This window comes from Acidovorax sp. AC410 (genome assembly GCF_979253235.1).
In genome coordinates, this window is sequence record NZ_CEEDCG010000001.1 from 6,772,572 (window position 1) to 6,792,102 (window position 19,531).

The window sequence follows — 19,531 nt, forward strand, 5'->3', positions numbered from 1 at the left end:
GCTGCTCGAGGCCTGGGCTCAGGCCGTCAGAACTGCATCAAGCGCGAAAGCTATTGGTGATAGGGTAACGCCAATCCTTGCCGAAGCTGCGGCGCGTGACGCGAATCCCTACGGGCGCCTGCTGGCGCTTGTATTCGTTGATCTTGATGAGCCGGGTGACGCGCTCCACATCGGCGCGCGCAAAGCCGGCGGCGATGATGGATTCGATGGGCTCGTCGTTCTCCATGTAGCGCGAGACGATGGCGTCCAGCACGTCGTAGGGCGGCAGGCTGTCCTGGTCCTTCTGGTCGGGGCGCAGCTCGGCACTCGGCGGGCGGGTAATGATGCGCTCGGGGATGGGGCTGGCGCCCGTGCCATACGGGTCGTGGGCATTGCGCCAGCGGCACAGCGCGAACACGGTGGTCTTGGCCACGTCCTTGATGACGGCGAAGCCGCCGGCCATGTCGCCGTACAGCGTGCAGTAGCCAGTGGACATCTCGCTCTTGTTGCCCGTGGTCAGCGCGATGGAGCCGAATTTGTTGGAGAGCGCCATGAGCAGCGTGCCGCGGATGCGCGCCTGCAGGTTCTCCTCGGTCGTATCCTCGGCCAGGCCGGCGAAGTCGTTGGCCAGCGCGGCCTTGAAGGCCTCGAACTGGGGTTGGATAGAGATCTCGTCATAGCGCACGCCCATGCGGGCGGCCATGTCGCGCGCATCGATCCAGCTGATGTCCGCCGTGTAGGGCGAGGGCATCATCACCGCACGCACCTTGTCTGCGCCCAGCGCATCCACGGCGATCGCCAGCACCAGGGCCGAGTCGATGCCGCCCGACAGGCCCAGCAGCACGCTGGGGAAGCGGTTCTTGCCCACATAGTCGCGCACGCCCATCACCAGCGCGTCCCACAGGTCGGCCTCGGCACTGCGCAGCGGGGCGATGTCGCCTTGGAATGCCGGCGGCGTGGTGCCGTTACCCGCTTCCACCTGCACGCAGAACAGTTCTTCCTCGAAGCCCGGGGCGCGTGCCGCCACGGCACCATCGGCACCCAGGGCGAAGGAGCGGCCTTCGAACACCACCTCGTCCTGCCCACCCACCAGGTGGGCATAAACCAGGGGCAGCCCCGTCTCGCGCACGCGCTCGCGCATGGTGTCCTCGCGCTCGGCGCTCTTGCCCAGGTGAAAGGGCGAGGCATTGATCACCGCCAGCAGCTGTGCACCGGCGGCTGCGGCGTCGCGCGCGGGCGCGGCGAACCAGGCGTCCTCGCAGACCAGCAGGCCCACACGCAGGCCCGCTACCTCGAACACGCAAGGCGCCTGCCCGGCCACGAAGTAGCGGCGCTCGTCGAACACCTGGTAGTTGGGCAGCTCGCGCTTGGCATAGGTCTGCTCCACCACGCCATCGCGCAGCACGCTGGCGGCGTTGAAGCAGGCGCTGAAGGCCGGGGCACCGTCACGCACGGCCTGGGGATGGCCGAGCACGATGGCCAGGCCTTTCAACCCCGCAGTCTCACGGGCCACGGTTTTCACGGCATCATCGCAGGCGGCGATGAAGGCCGGGCGCAGGAACAAATCCTCCGCCGCGTAGCCGCAGATCGCCAGCTCGGGCGTGAGCAGCAACTGCGCACCCTGGGCATGGGCGTCCCGCGCCGCGGCAATGATCTTTAGTGCATTGCCGGGCATGTCGCCCACCACAAAATTGAGCTGCGCTGTGCAAATGGAGAGCGTCATGGAACTGGAGAAGCCCCTTGGGGCCAGGTTGAAGACAACCGCCAATGCAGGCCCGCAACCCGCCGCAGACCGCCATCTGGCAGTGCAATGCAGGCCGCTGGGCACACATGGCTGAGCAATTGCACATTATCGCCCGCGTGCTCGCCTCCCCGCAGGAGGTGGACGCCAATGCCTGGAACGGCCTGCTGGCTTTGCAAAGCCACCCCACGCCCTTTTTGCGCCACGAATACCTCACGGCCCTGCACGAGAGCGGCAGCGCCACGCCGAAAAGGGGCTGGACGCCGCGCTTCATGACGCTGTGGGACGGCGAGGACACACTGCTGGCCGCCTGCCCGCTGTACCTCAAAAGCCACTCGTACGGCGAGTACGTCTTCGACTGGGCCTGGGCCAGCGCCTACGAACAGCACGGCGTGCCCTACTACCCCAAGGCCACCATCGCCGTGCCCTTCACCCCCGTGCCAGGCACCCGCCTCTTGGCGCGCGACGAAGAGAGCCGCGCCCTGCTCGTGCAGGCCGTGTGCCAGTGGTGCGAGAGCCAGGGCGTGTCGTCGGTGCATGTGCTGTTCGCCAGTGGCGATGACATCAAGACCAGTGCCGACGAAGGCCTGATGCTGCGCCATACGGTCCAATTCCACTGGAAGAATGAATCGCCGACGGCACCCGCGTCACCCGCATCCCCGGACGGCAACAACACACCACCGCCCCGCTACGCCAGCGTCGAAGACTTCCTCGCCAGCCTGGCCCAGGACAAGCGCAAGAAGATCCGCCAGGAGCGCAAACGCGTCGCCGAGGCAGGCGTGACGTTCCGCTGGTCACGCGGCGCCGACATCAGCCCCGCCGATTGGGACTTCTTCTACCGCTGCTACGAGCGCACCTACCTGGAGCATGGCAACCCGCCCTACCTCACGCGCGACTTCTTCGCGCGCATGGCGCAGACGATGCCCGAGGCCTGGCTGCTGTTCATCGCAGAGAAGGATGGTCATCCGATCGCCAGCAGCCTGATCGCGCTGAGCGATGACGGCACGGACGGGCTCGTGGCCTATGGCCGCTATTGGGGTGCGCTGGAGCGGGTGGACTGCCTGCACTTCGAGGCCTGCTACTACCAGCCGCTGCAGTGGTGCATTGAACACGGCGCCCAGCGCTTCGAGGGCGGCGCCCAAGGCGAGCACAAGATGGCCCGCGCCCTGCTGCCCGTGCAGGCCAGCAGTGCCCACTGGATCGCGCACCCGGCGTTTGCCGAAGCGGTGGAGCGTTTTCTGGAGCGTGAAGGCCAGGGGGTGGAGGGCTATCTGGAAGAACTGCAGGGGCGCAGTCCGTTCAGGCAGGGGTGACGTATCTGGCGCATATCAATTGGCGTCGCCGCCCGGGTCGGCATGGTGCGCACCATCGGCATGCCCATCCGGTTCGGCGGCATCGTGCGCTCCCACACCTGCGACCGAGCCCACCGCCAAGGACCCGAAAAACCAGCCCAGCAATCCGAGCCCCGTACAGAGGCCAAGCACCACAGCACCCGAAGCAGCGAGCGACCAGTCATGGACATGCGGCCCGCAAACCATGGCCCCGCCTATCGCACCAAGCGCCAAACCGCCCCACAGACCGCGCTCGCGATAGCGCCGCAGCAGGTCAGTGTCTGTGTGGTGGTTGATCTGGGCTTGCATGCTTGTCCTTGTTGCCGCACGTCTGAGAGGTTATCCACGATCCGCGTGCGCCAGTCAACACACCGTCAGCACGGCTTTCATGGATTGGAGTCCGTCCCCTCTACACCCCGCTCCCGCACAAAATCCACAAACGCCCGCAGCGGCGCCGGCAGGTACCGCCGCCCCGAATAGTAGAGAAACGGCCCTGAAAAAGGCCGCGCCCAGTCTTCGAGCACCGGCACCAGCGCCCCGCTGTCGATGTGCGGCTGCAGCCAGCCTTCGAACATGTGGATGATGCCGCAGCCCGCGAGCGCCGCCTCCACCGCCAGATCCACGCCGCCCGAGATGCGCACGATCAAGGGGCCGGAGGGATCCACGACAACCACTTCGCCATCGCGCTCGAACTCCCAGGCGGGCATGGTGCCGCTGGCAAACCGGCCGCGCAGACAGGCGTGCTGCATCAGCTCGCTCGGGTGCGCGGGTCGGCCGCGCGCGGCGAGGTAGGCGGGCGAGGCGGCGGTGGCCATGCGCTGCCAGCGCGGGCCGATGGGGAGGGCGATCATGTCCTGCTCAAGCCGCTCGTCGTAGCGGATGCCGGCGTCGCAGCCCTCGGCGAGGATGTCGACAAAGCTTTCCTCCACCACCACGTCCAGGCGGATGTCGGGGTAGGCCGCCAGGAACGGCGGCACGATGGCGGGCAGCACCAGGCGCGCGGCGCTGGCGGGCACGTTCAGGCGCAGGGTGCCGGCGGGCCGGTCGCGAAAGCCGTTGACCACATCAAGTGCAGCCTGCACCTCGCCCAGCGCCGGGCCCAGGCGTTCGAGCAGGCGGGCGCCCGCCTCGGTCGGCGCCACGCTGCGCGTCGTGCGGTGCAGCAGGCGCACGCCCAGGCGGGCCTCGAGCCGGCACACGGCCTCGCTCAGGCTCGACGCGCTGACGCCGCCCAGGCGCGCCGCCTCGCGGAAACCGCCGCCGCGCGCCACGGCGACAAAGGCGGCCAGATCGCCCAACTGCTCGGCCATGAACAGAACCCTCCGCTTGATTGTTCGCAAAACCGCACAACCCGTACGTACTCAACCGGCTTATCGTACACAGGCTGCGTGCCTACAGTCGATACATCCCCCATTGAAAGGACTCTCCCATGACAGCAATCGACAAGGCCGGCAGCTACCGCCTCGGCCACCGTGATGTGAAGCGCCTGGGCTACGGCGCCATGCAACTGGCCGGGCCTGGCGTGTTCGGCCCGCCCAAGGACCGTGCCGCCGCCGTGGCCGTGCTGCGCGCCGCTGTGGAAAGTGGCGTGGACCACATCGACACCAGCGACTTCTACGGCCCGCACGTGACCAACCAGATCATCAGGGAGGCGCTGCACCCCTACCGCGACGGGCTGACCATCGTCACCAAGGTGGGCGCCCGGCGCGGCGAAGACGCCTCGTGGCTGCCTGCGTTCTCGGCAGAGGAGCTCACGCAGGCCGTGCATGACAACCTGCGCAACCTGGGCCTTCCCGTGCTGGACGTGGTGAACCTGCGTGCCATGTTCAGCGTGCATGGCCCGGCCGAAGGGTCGCTGGAGGGGCCCCTGACGGCATTGGCCGAGCTGCAGCGCCAGGGTCTGATCCGCCACATCGGCCTGAGCAATGTGACGGCGCGCCAGGTGCAGGAGGGCCGCAGGATCGCCCCCATTGCCTGCGTGCAGAACCTGTACAACCTGGCCCACCGCGAGGACGAAGCCCTGCTCACGCAACTGGCCGCCGAAGGCACGGCCTATGTGCCCTTCTTCCCGCTGGGCGGTTTCACGCCGCTGCAGTCAGGCGTGCTGTCGGAAGTGGCCGAGCACCTCGGCGCCACGCCCATGCAGGTGGCGCTTGCCTGGCTGCTGCAGCGCTCACCCAATATTCTGCTGATTCCGGGTACCTCGTCCGTCGCCCACCTGGAGCAGAACCTGGCGGCGGCGCAACTGCAATTGCCGCCCGAGGCAGTGGCACGGCTGAACGCCCTGGAGGGGCCAGACGCCCCACCAATGCACTGAACCAGCTGTGGATCTTGACCCCGGTGGGGCCATCGCCCCATCGGATGCACCACAACAGTTCAATCCATCGCTCCGAAAGCACCAGACAAGGGCAACCAGCAACCACACTGCCCTTCCGCGCTCACAAAACACCCCACTTTGGTGCGACCGCCTCTCCTACCGAGTGCAGGGCCTGCGCACCACCTCAGAAGCTCTCCCACTCATCCTCGGAAGCCGCCTTGGCGGTCGCCCCCGCTGCGGCCGCAGGCGGTTTGGCAGCGGCTTTTCCTGCGGTGGGTGCAGGTGGTGCCGCGAGCTTGCGCGGCGCCACGCCGGCGACCGGTTTGCGGGCGGCAGGCGGAGAGACCGGGGGCGAAGGACGCGCGCGAGGCGCGGTGGCGGCCTCGGCCGCTGGCGCATCCGCCGACAGCTTGAACACCGCCACCGCGTCCACCAGGGCCTGGGCCTGGTGGCTCAGGCTGCCGGCGGCGGCAGCCATCTCCTCGACCAGGGCGGCGTTCTGCTGCGTGACCTGGTCCATCTGTGTGACCGCCTCGCCCACTTGGGAGACACCCTGGCTCTGCTCGGTGCTGGCCGCACTGATCTCGCCCATGATGTCGGTCACGCGGCGGATCGAGGCCACGACCTCCGTCATGGTGGTGCCCGCCTTGTCGACCAGCGCCGTGCCCTGCTCGACGCGCTCCACGCTGGCATGGATCAGGCTCTTGATCTCCTTGGCCGCCTCGGCGCTGCGGCCCGCCAGGCTGCGCACCTCGCTGGCCACCACGGCAAAGCCCCGACCCTGCTCCCCGGCGCGGGCGGCTTCCACGGCCGCGTTGAGCGCCAGGATATTGGTCTGGAAGGCGATACCGTCAATGACGCCGATGATGTCGGAAATCTTCTTGCTGCTGTCGTTGATGCCCTTCATGGTCTCGACCACTTCGGACACCACGTCGCCACCCTGCACCGCCACGGTGGAGGCGCTCAATGCGAGCTGGTTGGCCTGGCGCGCGTTGTCGGCGTTCTGCCGGACGGTGGAGCTAAGCTCCTCCATGGAGGCGGCTGTCTGCTGCAGGGCACTGGCCTGCTCCTCCGTGCGGATGGACAGGTCATGGTTGCCCGAGGCGATCTCGGAGCTGGCCGAGGCCACGCCCTGGGCATTGCCGCGCACGCCCGAGACCACATGCGCCAGGTTGTCACGCATGGAGCCCAGACCGCCGAGCAAGTGCGCGATTTCGTCCCGTCCCTGGACGTGGATGGGCACGGTGAGGTCGCCACGCGCGACGGCATCGGTGATGCCCACCGCGTTGTCCAGCGAGCGCGAGATCTGGCGGATCATGGTGCCGCCCACCAGCACGGCCAGCAGCACGCCCAGCACCACCGCGCCCACGGACAGTGCCCGAATGGTCTGGTAACTGGCCGCCGCCCGGTCGTACTCCATCTTGGCCTGGTCGAGCTGCACCTGCATGAGCAGGCCCAGCACCTCCTGCAGCGGGTCCATCGCCGGGTACATCTCCTTGGCGGCAAAAGCCGTGATCGCCGGAACATCCCCGGAGCGGAACAGGCCCAGCAGCGTGTCGGTGGCGGCATCGGCCTTGGCCTGCAGGGGCTTGAAGCGGTCCACCAGCGTCTTTTCCTCGGGCGCCAGCCTGGTGGCCAGGTAGGCGCTCCAGTTGCTGTCGATGGCCTTGCGTGCATCGGTCACCGACTGCAGGCCCTGGGCGGCGGTCATGCCGCCGTCGCGCACCTTGTGCGCGGAGTCGACCACGTTGACCGCATACATGTCGGCCACAGTCTTGATCTGCTTGAGAGGCACCACGCGGTCGTCGTACACCGACTTGAGCCCGGCGTTGGACTGCCCCATGCCCAGCAGCCCCGCCCCGCCGACCAGCAGCACCAGGCAACACAGCACCGCGAGCAATACCGCCAGACGTGTGGAAATCTTGAACCGGTTCATGGCCTGTCTCCTGAAGTAACGAACTGTAAACACAGTTCTGCAAGATTCAAGCCAAAGCCCGCGACGCCCTCTCAAGTTTCGGACGATGGAGCCGGTGCGCGAGACCGCTGCGAAGCCCTCGCACCCTGGGTAAACGCAATCAGAAGCTTTCCCATTCATCGTCGCCACCACCACCCGCCTTGGGTGCGGGCGATGGAGCCGCCTTGGCCGACGGGGCCGGCGCGGGCGCCGCTTTTGCAGCCTTGGGCGCCGCCAGCCGGCTGGCCGCAGTTGCCTTGGTGGCAGGCCTGGACGTGACCGCCGCGCGCGCCGCTGGTGCTGGCATGCCCATTGGCTTGCGCACCGCTGGCGCCGGCGCCGGCGCCGGTGCCGGTGCCGGTGCCGGTGCCGGTGCCGGTGCCGGTGCCGGTGCCGGTGCCGGTGCCGGTGCCGGTGCCGGTGCCGGTGCGCGGTAGCTGCTCGCGGTGCTGCCATCGCCCGCCAGCCTGAACACCGCCACCGCGTTCACCAACTCGCCCGCCTGGCTGTTCAGGCTGCTGGCCGCTGCCGCCATCTCTTCCACCAAGGCCGCGTTCTGCTGGGTGGCCTGGTCCATCTGCGTGACCGCTTCTCCCACCTGGCCTACCCCTGCGCTTTGTTCGCTGCTGGCCGCGCTGATCTCGCCCATGATGTCGGTCACCCTCCGGATGGCTGCCACCACTTCGGTCATGGTGCTCCCGGCCTTGTCCACCAGCAGCGTGCCTTGCTCCACCCGCTCCACGCTGGCGGTAATCAGGCTTTTGATTTCCTTGGCCGCTTCGGCGCTGCGCCCGGCCAGGCTGCGCACTTCGCTGGCCACCACGGCAAAGCCCCGGCCTTGCTCGCCCGCACGCGCCGCTTCCACCGCCGCGTTCAGGGCCAGGATGTTGGTCTGGAAGGCGATGCCGTCGATGACGCTGATGATGTCGGCGATCTTGCTGCTGCTGGCGTTGATGCCTTTCATGGTCTCGACCACTTCGGCCACCACGTCGCCGCCCTGTACGGCCACGGTGGAGGCGTTCAGGGCCAGCTGGTTGGCCTGGCGCGCGTTGTCGGCGTTCTGGCGCACGGTGGAGCCCAGTTCTTCCATCGAGGCGGCGGTTTCTTCCAGCGCCGAGGCCTGCTGCTCGGTGCGCGCCGACAGGTCGTTGTTGCCCGAGGCGATCTGTGCGCTCGCCGAGGCCACGCTTTCGGCGTTGCCGCGCACGGTGGCCACGGTGGCCACCAGGCTTTGCTGCATGCGCTGCAGGGCGCTGAGCAGGTGGCCGGTCTCGTCCGTCGACTGCACGACGATGTCGCTGCTCAGGTCGCCAGCGGCGACGCGGTCGGCGGCCTGCACGGCCTGGGCCAGGGGGCGGGTGATGGAGCGGATGATGGTGATGGCCAGGAAGATCGCCAGGGCGATGGCTGCTGCCCCGGCGATCAGCACATCGCGCTGCAATGCGCCGGCCGCAGCCTCGGCCCGCTCGCCCGCAGCGGCCGTGACCTGGGCCTGGTAGTCCACCTGCTCCTGGATTTCCTTCTGGTAGGCGAGCTGAACAGGGCGCAACTGCTCCACCAGCAGCTTCAGCGCCTCATCCTTCTGGTCTTTGTCGATCAGACCCAGGTACTGGTCTCCGAGCTTGAGGAATTCTGCACGGTGCTGCTGCATGCGGGCCAGGCTTGCCTTGCCCTTCTCGGACTGGATCAGCGCGGTGAGCGTTTCCAGCTGCTTGGCAATCGTCGAGCGCGCCATGCCGACCTGCTCGCGCGAGGCCTTGACGATGGCCTCCGACGAAAAGATCGCCAGATTGCGAAACTGGATCGCCTGCACATTCACCCCATCGGCCAGCATGCCCATGGCCCTGGTGATGGGGATGCGCATGGTAACGATGTCATTGAGCGCCGCGCGCTGGCTGGCAGAGCGTGCCAATGCCACCCCTCCCAGGGCGATCAGCAACAGCACCATGGCGGCAAAGGCGGCCACCAGCCGTGTGGAAATATTCAAGCGATTCATCCAGTCCCTCTTCAGTTGGTCTTTGGTGTTTTCAAGTTATGCGTGCGCAGCGTTTCGGACGAGCCCCAATTCGCCACTGCTGAGCAGCGCCTCGATGTCCATCAGGATCAGCATGCGCTCACCCACGCTGGCGATGCCGGCGACAAAGGCCGAATCGAGCTGGCCCTGGGGCTCGAACTGCGGCACGGGCTTGATGAGCTCCTGGGTCAGGGTGACCACGTCGGCCACCGCATCCACCACGGCACCGACCAGCAAGGACCCCATGTCCAGGATGATGACCACCGTGAAATCGGTGTAGCTCGCCTCCGGGCAGCGCAGCTTCACGCGCAGGTCCAGGATGGGCACGATGCGCCCGCGCAGGTCGATCACCCCCTTGATGAAATCCGGGGAATGGGCCAGGCGGGTGGGCTGCTCGTACGAGCGGATCTCCTGCACCCGAAGGATGTCGATGCCGTACTCCTCTGCCCCCAGGCGAAAGCTCAGGTACTCCCCTGCACGGCCGGCGGGCTGGGCAATGCGGGAAGGGGTGTCAGAAGAGGCAGCAGCAAAGGGTTGGTTCATGGCGGATGATTTCGGAAGGGAACGGCACCGGCCACCGGTTGGTGCCCGGCGCCACAGGCACTCCCAAAAGCATAGCAGCGAAAAGTTACATTTCAAAACGAAATACGGCCAATGGGCTGCCACTGCCGGCCGGGCTGCCAACAGAAGAAGCCATGGGCGACCCGGCGGCGTTGCCCCTGCGGGGAGACTGGTCCATGCCTCATTGGAGAGCTGCCTCCACTCCCGGCGAGGGTTCTGGCGCAAAAAAATGTTACCGTTACCCAGGCTGTCGAATGGCGGGCCGCTGCACAGCTGGCGCCCTTGCCGCCGCACCGCCTCCTGACACCGCCGGGCAGTTGCCTTGTGCCCATGGAATGACCTGATGACGCTGTTCACCAAAAAAGAGACGCACCCCCACCACATGCCTGCCCCCGGCCTGCCCTTGCTGGCGCTGGAGTTGCGCGCGCCCTGGGAATTCGGGGCCGTGCTGCCCGCCTGGCCGGTACTGCAGCGCGCCCCCCGGGGCGACGGGCACACCGTCATCGTCTTCCCCGGGCTCACGGCCGGCGACGCCACGACGGCGCCATTGCGCCGCTACCTGGAATCGCGCAGCTACGACACCCAGGGCTGGGGCCAGGGCCTGAACCTGGGCCCGCGCGAAGGCGTGCTGGACAACGCCAAGCAGCAGCTGCAGCAGGCCGCGCAGCGCAGTGGGGGCAAGGTGAGCCTGGTGGGCTGGAGCCTGGGCGGCATTTATGCCCGAGAACTGGCCAAGGAACTGCCCGACCTGGTGCGCTGCGTGGTGACGCTGGGCACGCCCTTTGCCGGCCCCCACACCTCCACCAATGCCTGGCGCATCTACCAGTTCGCCAGTGGCCGCAGCATCGAGCGCGAGACCGAGAACTACAACCTGCCCGAGGCCCCGCCCGTGCCCACCACCAGCATCTACTCGCGCAGCGATGGCGTGGTGGCCTGGCGTGGCAGCCTGCAGGCCCCCTCCCCGCACAACCCGCACACCGAGAACATCGAGGTGGTGGCCAGCCATTTCGGCATTGGCCTGAACCCGAGCGCCTGGTGGGTGGTGGCCGACCGGCTGGCCCAGCCGCAGGGGCCGGGAGCCGCGTGGCAAGCCTTCAAACGCCCTGCCCTGCCGGGGCTGCAACTGGTGTTTCCGGATCCGCACCGGCCACGCTGAACGCGGTCCGCACCGGTCCAGAAGTGAAAAACCCGCCGACGGCGGGTTGAAAGAGAAGGCGGCCCAGGGACAGCCTGCCAGCCTGCAATCAGAAGCTCTCCCATTCGTCATCCCCGCCCCCGGCCGCCTTGGCCGGCGCCTTGGTTGCTGCCGCTGTCGGGCTGGGTGCGGGCCCCTTGGGGGCCGCCAGCCGGCTTGCCGCCGGTGCCTTGGCCGCAGGCCTGGATCCCACCGCTGCCCGCGCTGCCGGCGCTGGCATGGCCACCGGCTTGCGCACTGCGGGGGCCGGTGCCGGTGCCGGTGCGCGGTAGTTGCCTGCACCGCTGCCATCGCCCGCCAGCCGGAACACCGCCACCGCGTTGACCAGCTCGCCCGCCTGGCTGTTCAGGCTGCTGGCCGCTGCCGCCATCTCTTCCACCAAGGCCGCGTTCTGCTGGGTGGCCTGGTCCATCTGCGTGACCGCTTCTCCCACCTGGCCTACCCCTGCGCTTTGTTCGCTGCTGGCCGCGCTGATCTCGCCCATGATGTCCGTGACGCGCCGAATGGCTGCCACCACTTCGGTCATGGTGGTCCCGGCCTTGTCCACCAGCAGCGTGCCTTGCTCCACCCGCTCCACGCTGGCGGTGATCAGGCTTTTGATTTCCTTGGCCGCTTCGGCGCTGCGCCCGGCCAGGCTGCGCACTTCGCTGGCCACCACGGCAAAGCCCCGGCCTTGCTCGCCCGCACGGGCCGCTTCCACCGCCGCGTTCAGGGCCAGGATGTTGGTCTGGAAGGCGATGCCGTCGATGACGCTGATGATGTCGGCGATCTTGCTGCTGCTGGCGTTGATGCCTTTCATGGTCTCCACCACTTCGGCCACCACGTCGCCGCCCTGTACGGCCACGGTGGAGGCGTTCAGGGCCAGTTGGTTGGCCTGGCGCGCGTTGTCGGCGTTCTGGCGCACGGTGGAGCCCAGTTCTTCCATCGAGGCGGCGGTTTCTTCCAGTGCCGAGGCCTGCTGCTCGGTGCGTGCCGACAGGTCGTTGTTGCCCGAGGCGATCTGTGCGCTCGCCGAGGCCACGCTTTCGGCGTTGCCGCGCACCCCGGTGACCACGCGGGCCAGGTTGGAGCGCATGTCTTCCAGGGCCGACAGCAGCTGGCCCATCTCATCGTTGCCATGGGCCGGCATGGCGGCCGTGAGGTCGCCTTCGGCAATGGCACGTGCAGCGCTCACGGCCTGGCCTGCGGGGCGCGTGACCGAGCGCGTGATCGACACGCCCAGCACGACGGCGAGCGCCACGCAGGCGGCCAGCGTGCCCAGCACCCAGACGCGGGCCGCCTGGAAGACCGATGCCACTTCGGCCTGCTCCTTGTCGGCCTGCGCCGAGTTGATCTTCTGCAACTGGCCCAGGGTTTCGGCGGCAGCCACGAAGGCGGTTTCTGACTCACCGGCAAACAGCCCGGACAAGGCATCGGCGCTCAAGGCCAGGGTGTCGTTGGTGCTGAAGTCCACCGCCTTGGCGACATCCACCAGGTTGGCCTGCAGCTTGTAGTACGCTGCCTTGCGCGTGCGAAAGGCCTGGAAGGCCTCGCGCTCCTCACCCGCGCTGACCAGCGGTTCGTACTGCCCCTCCACGCGCTCCAGGTCCTTGGCGCGCGCGCTCATCTGCTCGGCGAAGGCCTGGACTTCGGCCGTGCTGCGGGCAGTGATCATGCCGGCTTCGGAGCGCCGCATGCGGTTCATGAGCACCCGAAGCTCGCCCGTGTAGCCCACGCTGGGCAGCAGGTTGCTCGCGATCTCCTGCGCGTTGTGGTGGATGCGTGACAGCTGGAACAGCGAGACCGCTCCCAGGAGACCCGTGAGCAGCACCAGGGCAAAGAACCCGATCCCCAGCTTGAGCCCGATACGCACGTCGGAAATCTTCATATCACCCCTTGGCCACGGCCATTCGTGCCAGGGCGTGCGCAGGATTGCGCACCGACACCCTGGCTTTGCCCAGTCTAGCAACGGCGGGGGCACTGCACAGTGCGGGGTTTCCATGAAAAAAAGCATGCAGCCCGCGAGGGCATGCATGCTTTCCGGTCAGCGGGCCACCGCAGGGGCAGCCGGCCGGGGCACTCAGGCCGCGTTGTTCTTGGCCTTGAAGTTGGCGATGCCGTCCATGATTTCCTTCTTGGCGGCGTCCAGGCCTTCCCAGCCCAGCACCTTGACCCACTTGCCGGCTTCCAGGTCCTTGTAGTGCTCGAAGAAGTGGCTGATGGCCTTCAGGCGCATCGGGTTCACGTCTTCCACCTTCTGCCAGTGGGTGTAGATGGGCAGCACCTTGTCGGTGGGCACGGCCAGCACCTTGCCGTCCACGCCGGCTTCGTCTTCCATCATCAGGATGCCGATGGGGCGGCAGGGCACGACCACGCCGGGGAACAGCGGATAGGGGGTGATCACCAGCACGTCCACCGGGTCGCCGTCGCCCGACAGCGTCTGCGGCACGTAGCCGTAGTTGGTGGGGTAGTGCATGGCCGTGGTCATGAAGCGGTCCACGAAGATCGCGCCCGATTCCTTGTCCACTTCGTACTTGATCGGGTCGGCGTTCATCGGGATCTCGATGACGACGTTGAAGGAGTCGGGGGCGTTCTTGCCAGGAGGTACGTGGTTCAGGGACATGTCTGTGGAGTGTGGTTTGAAACGATAACCCGCGAGCCCGGTTCAGGACCAAGAGCGTCGGGATTAACCCTGATTTTAGGCGCATGCCCCTTTCTGCCCGCTTGCAAACCGGCGTTTGCCTGTAAATTGGGCCTGTTGGCCAATCGACTCCTTGAGAACCTGCTCTCGATTTTGAGCAGGTTCTTCTCGCAGGAGCACGAGGAAGCAACGCAGCGGAAGCACCACCGACCTGCGTTGTGTTTCCTTCCGTGCAACTGAAAAAACCAAGGAGAAATGAATGGCTGACAACTCAGCGCTGACGTCCCCTCTGATACTGGCAGTGGTTTGCGGATTGATTGCGGTGGCCTACGGCGTTTGGGCCCGTGGGTGGATTCTTGCCAAGGATGCGGGCAATGCGCGCATGCAGGAGATTGCCGGCGCCATCCAGGCCGGTGCAGCCGCCTACCTGGCACGCCAGTACAAGACCATTGCCCTTGTCGGCGTGGTGCTGGCCATTCTCATCGGTGCCTTTCTGGACCTGACCTCCGCGCTCGGCTTTGTCCTGGGCGCCTTTCTTTCGGGCGCCTGCGGCTTCATCGGCATGAACGTCTCGGTGCGCGCCAACGTGCGCACCGCGCAGGCCGCCACGCAGGGCATCGGCCCCGCGCTCGATGTGGCCTTTCGCGGCGGTGCCATCACCGGCATGCTGGTCGTGGGCCTGGGCCTCCTGGGTGTCACGGGCTTTTACTGGGTGCTGTCGCGGGGCATCACCTCGGGCCCCATGCTGGCCGAGGCACTCAACCCGCTGATCGGCTTTGCCTTCGGCTCCTCGCTGATCTCGATCTTTGCGCGCCTGGGTGGCGGCATCTTCACCAAGGGCGCCGACGTGGGCGCCGACCTGGTGGGCAAGGTGGAGGCCGGCATCCCCGAGGACGACCCGCGCAACCCGGCCGTGATCGCCGACAACGTGGGCGACAACGTGGGCGACTGCGCCGGCATGGCGGCCGACCTGTTCGAGACCTATGCCGTGACGCTGATTGCCACCATGGTGCTGGGCGCGCTGATGGTGGTGGCCGCGCCGGTCAACGCTGCGGTGTACCCGCTGGCGCTGGGCGCCGTGTCCATCGTGGCATCGATCATCGGTTGCTTCTTCGTGAAGGCCTCGCCGGGCATGAAGAACGTGATGCCCGCCCTGTACAAGGGCCTGGCGATCGCGGGCATTCTGTCGTTGATCGCGTTCTACTTCGTCACCATGTGGATCATGCCGGACAACGCCATCCGCGCCAGCGGCAGCCAGATGCGCCTGTTCGGCGCCTGCGCCACGGGGCTGGTGCTCACGGCCGCGCTGGTCTGGATCACCGAGTTCTACACCGGCACGCAGTACTCGCCCGTGCAGCACATCGCGCAGGCCTCGACCACGGGCCACGGCACCAACATCATCGCCGGCCTGGGGGTCTCGATGCGCTCCACGGCCTGGCCGGTGCTCTTCGTGTGCCTGGCCATCCTGGCGTCCTACCAGCTCGCCGGGCTCTACGGCATTGCCGTGGCGGCCACGTCCATGCTGAGCATGGCGGGCATCGTGGTGGCCCTGGACGCCTACGGCCCCATCACCGACAACGCCGGCGGCATTGCCGAGATGGCCGAGCTGCCCAGCAGCGTGCGCGACGTCACCGACCCGCTGGACGCCGTGGGGAACACCACCAAGGCCGTGACCAAGGGCTATGCCATCGGCTCGGCGGGCCTGGCGGCCCTGGTGCTGTTTGCCGACTACACGCACAAGCTGGAGAGCTATGGCAAAGCCATCAGCTTCGACCTGTCGGACCCGCTGGTCATCGTCGGCCTGTTCATCGGCGGGCTGATCCCCTACCTGTTCGGTGCCATGGCCATGGAGGCCGTGGGCCGCGCGGCCGGCGCGGTGGTGGTGGAGGTGCGCCGCCAGTTCAGCACCATCCCCGGCATCATGGACGGCACGGGCAAGCCCGAGTACGGCAAGGCCGTGGACATGCTGACCACCGCCGCCATCAAGGAGATGGTGATCCCCAGCCTGCTGCCCGTGGTGGTGCCCATCGTGGTCGGCCTGCTCCTGGGGCCCAAGGCGCTCGGCGGCCTGCTCATGGGCACCATCGTCACCGGGCTCTTCGTCGCCATCTCCATGTGCACGGGCGGCGGAGCCTGGGACAATGCCAAGAAGTACATCGAGGACGGCCACCATGGCGGCAAGGGCAGCGAGGCGCACAAGGCCGCCGTGACCGGCGACACCGTGGGCGACCCGTACAAGGACACGGCCGGCCCGGCCATCAACCCGCTGATCAAGATCATCAACATCGTGGCGCTGCTCATCGTGCCACTGGTGGTGAGGTTCCACGGGAGCTGATACGCTGCGGCATCCGCCATGCAGCCACGGCCCGCTTCGGCGGGCCTTTTCTTTTTCCACGCCATCCCACCGCACTGCCATGCCTATCACCGTGCAATCGCTGGACCATGTGGTCCTGACCGTCGCCAGCATCCCGGCCACCATGGCCTTCTACGAACGCGTGCTGGGCATGGTGGCACGCGAGTTCAAGCCGGGGCGCTACGCACTGCATTTCGGCGATCAGAAGATCAACTTGCACGAGGTCGGCACGGTGGTGGACCCGAACGTGCGCCATGCCACGGCGGGCTCGGGCGACCTGTGCTTTCTCACGCGCACGCCGCTCGACGAAGTGCTGCTGCACCTCGCGGCCGAAGACGTGGCCGTGGTGCAGGGGCCCGTGGGCGCCACGGGCGCACAGCACCGCCTGCGCTCGGTCTATATCTACGATCCGGACGAGAACCTGATCGAGATCGCCAACGAGATCTGATTCAGAACTCCGCCGAGATCGCCGCGCGCAGCAGCATCGCGGCCGGATCCACCAGCTCCTGCAGGTCGTTGGCGCGCCCCTGCTCGATGGACTGCAGCACCATCTCGTTGATGCCGCCCACCACGGCCATGGCCATCATGGGCTGCAGCGGAGCCTTGCGCAGGCGCTCGCCCGGGCGGTTGTTCACCACGTCGAGCATCAGGTCGGCCAGTTGCTGGTTGGCGCGGCGGCGCGCTGCCAGCCCCGGCGCGCCCAGGCCCAGCATCTCCACGAACAGCGTGCGCAGCAGCACCGGGTTGCGCTCAAGCACGCCGAAGTAGGCACCCATGGCCTGCTCCACCTGGGCCTGCCAGTCGCTGTGCGGGTCGATGGCGTTGCGCAGCACGGTGATGGCATTGCCGCTGGCGACCTCATACAGCGCGATCAGGCATTCGGCCTTGTCGGCGAAGTTCTCGTAGAAGGTGCGGCGCGAGACGCTGGCCTCGCGCACGATGTCGGCGATGGTGGTGTCGGCATAGCCGCGCGCGGCCACGGCGCGCGCCATGCCCTCCAGCAGGCGGGAGCGGTGCACGGTGGACGAGCTGGCGGTGGTCGAGGCTTCGGTCATGGTGGCGAACGGTTCCAGGAAAGATCCGAAAAGGTACTTGACAGTACCACATCCGGGTCGCATCATATGCACTTGGTACCATGCAGTACCAGCCCTTTTCATCCCTTGGAGCCCGCCATGACCGAACTCGTCGTCCGCCGCCTGCTCATCGACCTGGAAGCGCCTTTTGCGCGCCACTGGTGCGGTGGCGACGCCTTTCGCACGGCGCTCTTCAATGCGCTGTCCATGAGCTTTCCCGTCGGCGAGCAGTTCTTCATCGACGCAGTGCGCAATGGCCACAAGGCCTTGCCCGCCGACCGGCAAGCGCAGTACGCCGACGAGGTGCGCGGCTTCATCGGGCAGGAGGCCACGCACCGGCGCATCCATGCGCTGTTCAACGGCCACCTCGACACGCAGGGCCTGGTCAACACCTGGGCCCCGCGCGCGGCCGAGCGCATGAAGCTCTTCGAGGGCGCCGACCCGCGCCATCCGCTGGCGGTGACCGCCGCCAACGAGCACTTCACCGCCCTGCTGGCCGAGTGGCTGCTGGGCCACCCAGAAGTCCTGGCCGGGGCCGATCCTCGCCTGGCCACCATGTGGCAGTGGCATTGCGCTGAAGAGGCCGAGCACAAGAGCACGGCTTTCGACATCTACCAGGCGCTGGACGGCGACCATGCCTGGCGCATCACCTGGTTCCGGCGCATCACCCTGGTGTTCCTGGGCGACGTGCTGCGCCAGACCGTGGGCAACCTGCGCCGCGATGGCACGCTGTGGCAGTGGCGCACATGGCGCAGCGCGGCCCGCACGCTCTTCGGCAAGGGAGGCCTGGTGCGCGAGACCTGGCGTCCCTGGCGCGACTACCTGCGGCGCGATTTCCACCCCAGCCAGCAGGGCAGCGACCTCTCCGAGCGCTGGCTGGCAGACCACCGCGATGCCTACATCCCCGTGGGCGCACGCTGAGCACGAACACCCCTTAGACCATGACCCAGAGCCCCTCTCACCGGCCGCATGCGGCGGCCGGCAAGCCCCTCCCTTGCCTGCGTATTTCTTCACTGCGGGCCGCCGCCCTGCTGGCCGCACTCGCCATGCAGCTGCCAGCCCAGGCTGAACCCATGGCCTTCCAGGCCGCACTGGAGCAGCTCACGGCGCGCTCCGACCAGCTCGCCGCATCGCGCAACGCGGTGGAAAGCGCGCAGTTGCGCCGCCAGGCCCTGGCACGGCTGGGCGGGCCGGTGGTCTCGCTCAGCGGCGCCGCGTACGCCTACAACGCCAACCTGGACCTGGACCTCAACCCCGTGAACCAGGCCCTGCCGGGCGTGCTGCAGCAGCTGCCGCCGCAGCTGGCGGGCTCGCTGGCCCAGTTGCCCCATCTGCCGGCCAGCTACACGCTGAACCGCCACAAGACGGACACCAGCACCTCGGTCTCGGGCATCTGGCCCATCTACATGGGCGGTGCCGGTGATGCTGCGCGCGGCCTGGTGGAGGCACAGGCGGCCGAAGTGCAGGCCGATGCCGACAAGACCGGCCACGAGGTCACCACGGTGCTGGTGCAGCGCTACTTCGGCGCCCAGCTCGCCGAGCAGGCGGCCCGGCTGCGCGAGTCGGCCCTGGCCACCATCGAGCAGCACGATGCCGCCGCGCAGAAGATGCTGGACGCCGGCGTGATCGCCCGCGTGGAGCGCCTGCAGGCCCGCGCCGCGCTGGAGGAGGCCCGCCGCAACGCACGCAAGGCCCGCGACGACGCCGACCTGGCCGCCACCGCCCTCACCCGCACGGTGAAGGCCAGCGAGCGCGTGGCGCCCACCAGCCCGCTCTTCGTGCTCGGCCAGCCGGTGGAGCCCCTGCCCCATTTCGTCGATGCCGCGTTGCAGCGCCACCCGGGCCTGGCCAAGGTGGCCGCCAAGAAGGGCCAGGCCGAGCAACTGCATGCGGCGCAGGAGGCTTTGCGCAAGCCACAGGTCTTCGCCTTCGGCCAGCGCCAGCTCAAGAGCGGCAGGGATGCAGACTGGGTGGCCGGCATCGGCGTGCGCTTCACGCTGTGGGACTCCATCGACCGCGATGCGCTGGCCGCATCGTCCTCGCGCCAGATCGAGCAGGCCGAGCGCAGCGGCGCCCAGGCGCAGAACGACATCGCCCTGCTGGTGGAAAAGCGCTGGCAGGCGCTGGAGCAGGCCCGGCGCGCCTATTTCGGGCTGCAGCCCGGCCTGGAGGTGGCCGACGAGGTGCTGCGCCTGCGCACCTCGGGCCTGCGCGCCGGCACCAGCACCACGCTGGACCTGATCGACGCCCAGGTCAACCAGGCCAAGGCGCAGACCGAACGCGCCCAGGCCGCCCACGACTACGTGAAGGCCCTGGCCGAGCTGCTCGAAAGCTGCGGCCTGTCCGATGAATTTGGCAAATACATGGCACGTGCCGATGTGAAGGTGGAATGA

General features: G+C 67.7%; 16 protein-coding genes. 7 read left to right on the forward strand and 9 right to left on the reverse strand.

Going from position 1 to position 19,531, the window contains the following annotated elements:
- Positions 1-37: 37 nt before the first annotated feature.
- Positions 38-1,702 carry an NAD+ synthase gene (locus AC0IZS_RS31485; RefSeq protein WP_471639252.1) on the reverse strand — a complete coding sequence of 555 codons (1,665 nt, stop codon included), beginning with the start codon at positions 1,700-1,702 and terminating at the stop codon, positions 38-40.
- 107 nt (positions 1,703-1,809) lie between these two features.
- Between AC0IZS_RS31485 and AC0IZS_RS31490 the strand changes: the two genes are divergently transcribed.
- The gene (locus AC0IZS_RS31490) at positions 1,810-3,033 is read left to right on the forward strand and encodes a GNAT family N-acetyltransferase (protein WP_471639612.1); all 1,224 of its coding nucleotides are present in this window, start codon (positions 1,810-1,812) and stop codon (positions 3,031-3,033) included.
- Positions 3,034-3,048: 15 nt separating this feature from the next.
- Here the strand turns inward: AC0IZS_RS31490 and AC0IZS_RS31495 are convergent, their stop codons facing one another.
- Positions 3,049-3,360 carry a hypothetical protein gene (locus AC0IZS_RS31495; protein ID WP_471639253.1) on the reverse strand — a complete coding sequence of 104 codons (312 nt, stop codon included), beginning with the start codon at positions 3,358-3,360 and terminating at the stop codon, positions 3,049-3,051.
- Positions 3,361-3,437: 77 nt separating this feature from the next.
- Positions 3,438-4,361: a LysR family transcriptional regulator gene (locus AC0IZS_RS31500; RefSeq protein WP_471639254.1), complete on the reverse strand. Its 924-nt coding sequence runs from the start codon at positions 4,359-4,361 to the stop codon at positions 3,438-3,440.
- Between the two features lie 119 nt (positions 4,362-4,480).
- Between AC0IZS_RS31500 and AC0IZS_RS31505 the strand changes: the two genes are divergently transcribed.
- The gene (locus AC0IZS_RS31505; RefSeq protein ID WP_471639255.1) at positions 4,481-5,368 is read left to right on the forward strand and encodes an aldo/keto reductase family oxidoreductase; all 888 of its coding nucleotides are present in this window, start codon (positions 4,481-4,483) and stop codon (positions 5,366-5,368) included.
- A 184-nt stretch (positions 5,369-5,552) separates the two neighbouring features.
- Here AC0IZS_RS31505 and AC0IZS_RS31510 read toward each other — a convergent pair whose 3' ends face one another.
- The 3 genes from AC0IZS_RS31510 to AC0IZS_RS31520 all read right to left on the reverse strand — a co-directional run bounded on the left by AC0IZS_RS31510 (position 5,553) and on the right by AC0IZS_RS31520 (position 9,879).
- Positions 5,553-7,304 (reverse strand): methyl-accepting chemotaxis protein, encoded by a 1,752-nt coding sequence (locus AC0IZS_RS31510; RefSeq protein ID WP_471639256.1) that lies wholly within the window; start codon positions 7,302-7,304, stop codon positions 5,553-5,555.
- Between the two features lie 139 nt (positions 7,305-7,443).
- Positions 7,444-9,318 (reverse strand): methyl-accepting chemotaxis protein, encoded by a 1,875-nt coding sequence (locus AC0IZS_RS31515; protein ID WP_471639257.1) that lies wholly within the window; start codon positions 9,316-9,318, stop codon positions 7,444-7,446.
- 36 nt (positions 9,319-9,354) lie between these two features.
- Positions 9,355-9,879 (reverse strand): chemotaxis protein CheW, encoded by a 525-nt coding sequence (locus tag AC0IZS_RS31520; RefSeq protein ID WP_471639258.1) that lies wholly within the window; start codon positions 9,877-9,879, stop codon positions 9,355-9,357.
- A 361-nt stretch (positions 9,880-10,240) separates the two neighbouring features.
- Between AC0IZS_RS31520 and AC0IZS_RS31525 the strand changes: the two genes are divergently transcribed.
- Complete coding sequence (locus AC0IZS_RS31525; protein WP_471639259.1) at positions 10,241-11,053, forward strand: alpha/beta fold hydrolase; 813 nt, start codon at positions 10,241-10,243, stop codon at positions 11,051-11,053.
- Between the two features lie 88 nt (positions 11,054-11,141).
- Here AC0IZS_RS31525 and AC0IZS_RS31530 read toward each other — a convergent pair whose 3' ends face one another.
- Together AC0IZS_RS31530 and ppa are read right to left on the reverse strand one after the other, a co-directional pair.
- Positions 11,142-12,959: a methyl-accepting chemotaxis protein gene (locus tag AC0IZS_RS31530; protein ID WP_471639260.1), complete on the reverse strand. Its 1,818-nt coding sequence runs from the start codon at positions 12,957-12,959 to the stop codon at positions 11,142-11,144.
- 192 nt (positions 12,960-13,151) lie between these two features.
- On the reverse strand, positions 13,152-13,694 hold the full coding sequence (ppa, locus tag AC0IZS_RS31535; RefSeq protein ID WP_007848109.1) for an inorganic diphosphatase: 543 nt from the start codon (positions 13,692-13,694) through the stop codon (positions 13,152-13,154).
- Between the two features lie 277 nt (positions 13,695-13,971).
- On the opposite strand from ppa, the gene AC0IZS_RS31540 reads away from it, so the two are divergent.
- Complete coding sequence (locus AC0IZS_RS31540) at positions 13,972-16,047, forward strand: sodium-translocating pyrophosphatase (RefSeq protein WP_471639261.1); 2,076 nt, start codon at positions 13,972-13,974, stop codon at positions 16,045-16,047.
- Positions 16,048-16,126: 79 nt separating this feature from the next.
- Positions 16,127-16,513, forward strand: coding sequence for a VOC family protein (locus AC0IZS_RS31545; protein WP_471639262.1), 387 nt, complete (start codon positions 16,127-16,129; stop codon positions 16,511-16,513).
- A 1-nt stretch (position 16,514) separates the two neighbouring features.
- Here the strand turns inward: AC0IZS_RS31545 and AC0IZS_RS31550 are convergent, their stop codons facing one another.
- Positions 16,515-17,120 carry a TetR/AcrR family transcriptional regulator gene (locus tag AC0IZS_RS31550; protein ID WP_471639263.1) on the reverse strand — a complete coding sequence of 202 codons (606 nt, stop codon included), beginning with the start codon at positions 17,118-17,120 and terminating at the stop codon, positions 16,515-16,517.
- 117 nt (positions 17,121-17,237) lie between these two features.
- Between AC0IZS_RS31550 and AC0IZS_RS31555 the strand changes: the two genes are divergently transcribed.
- Both AC0IZS_RS31555 and AC0IZS_RS31560 read left to right on the forward strand, forming a co-directional pair.
- A complete protein-coding gene (locus AC0IZS_RS31555; protein WP_471639264.1) occupies positions 17,238-18,059 on the forward strand; it encodes a metal-dependent hydrolase in 822 nt (273 codons plus the stop codon).
- A 20-nt stretch (positions 18,060-18,079) separates the two neighbouring features.
- Complete coding sequence (locus AC0IZS_RS31560; RefSeq protein ID WP_471639265.1) at positions 18,080-19,531, forward strand: TolC family protein; 1,452 nt, start codon at positions 18,080-18,082, stop codon at positions 19,529-19,531.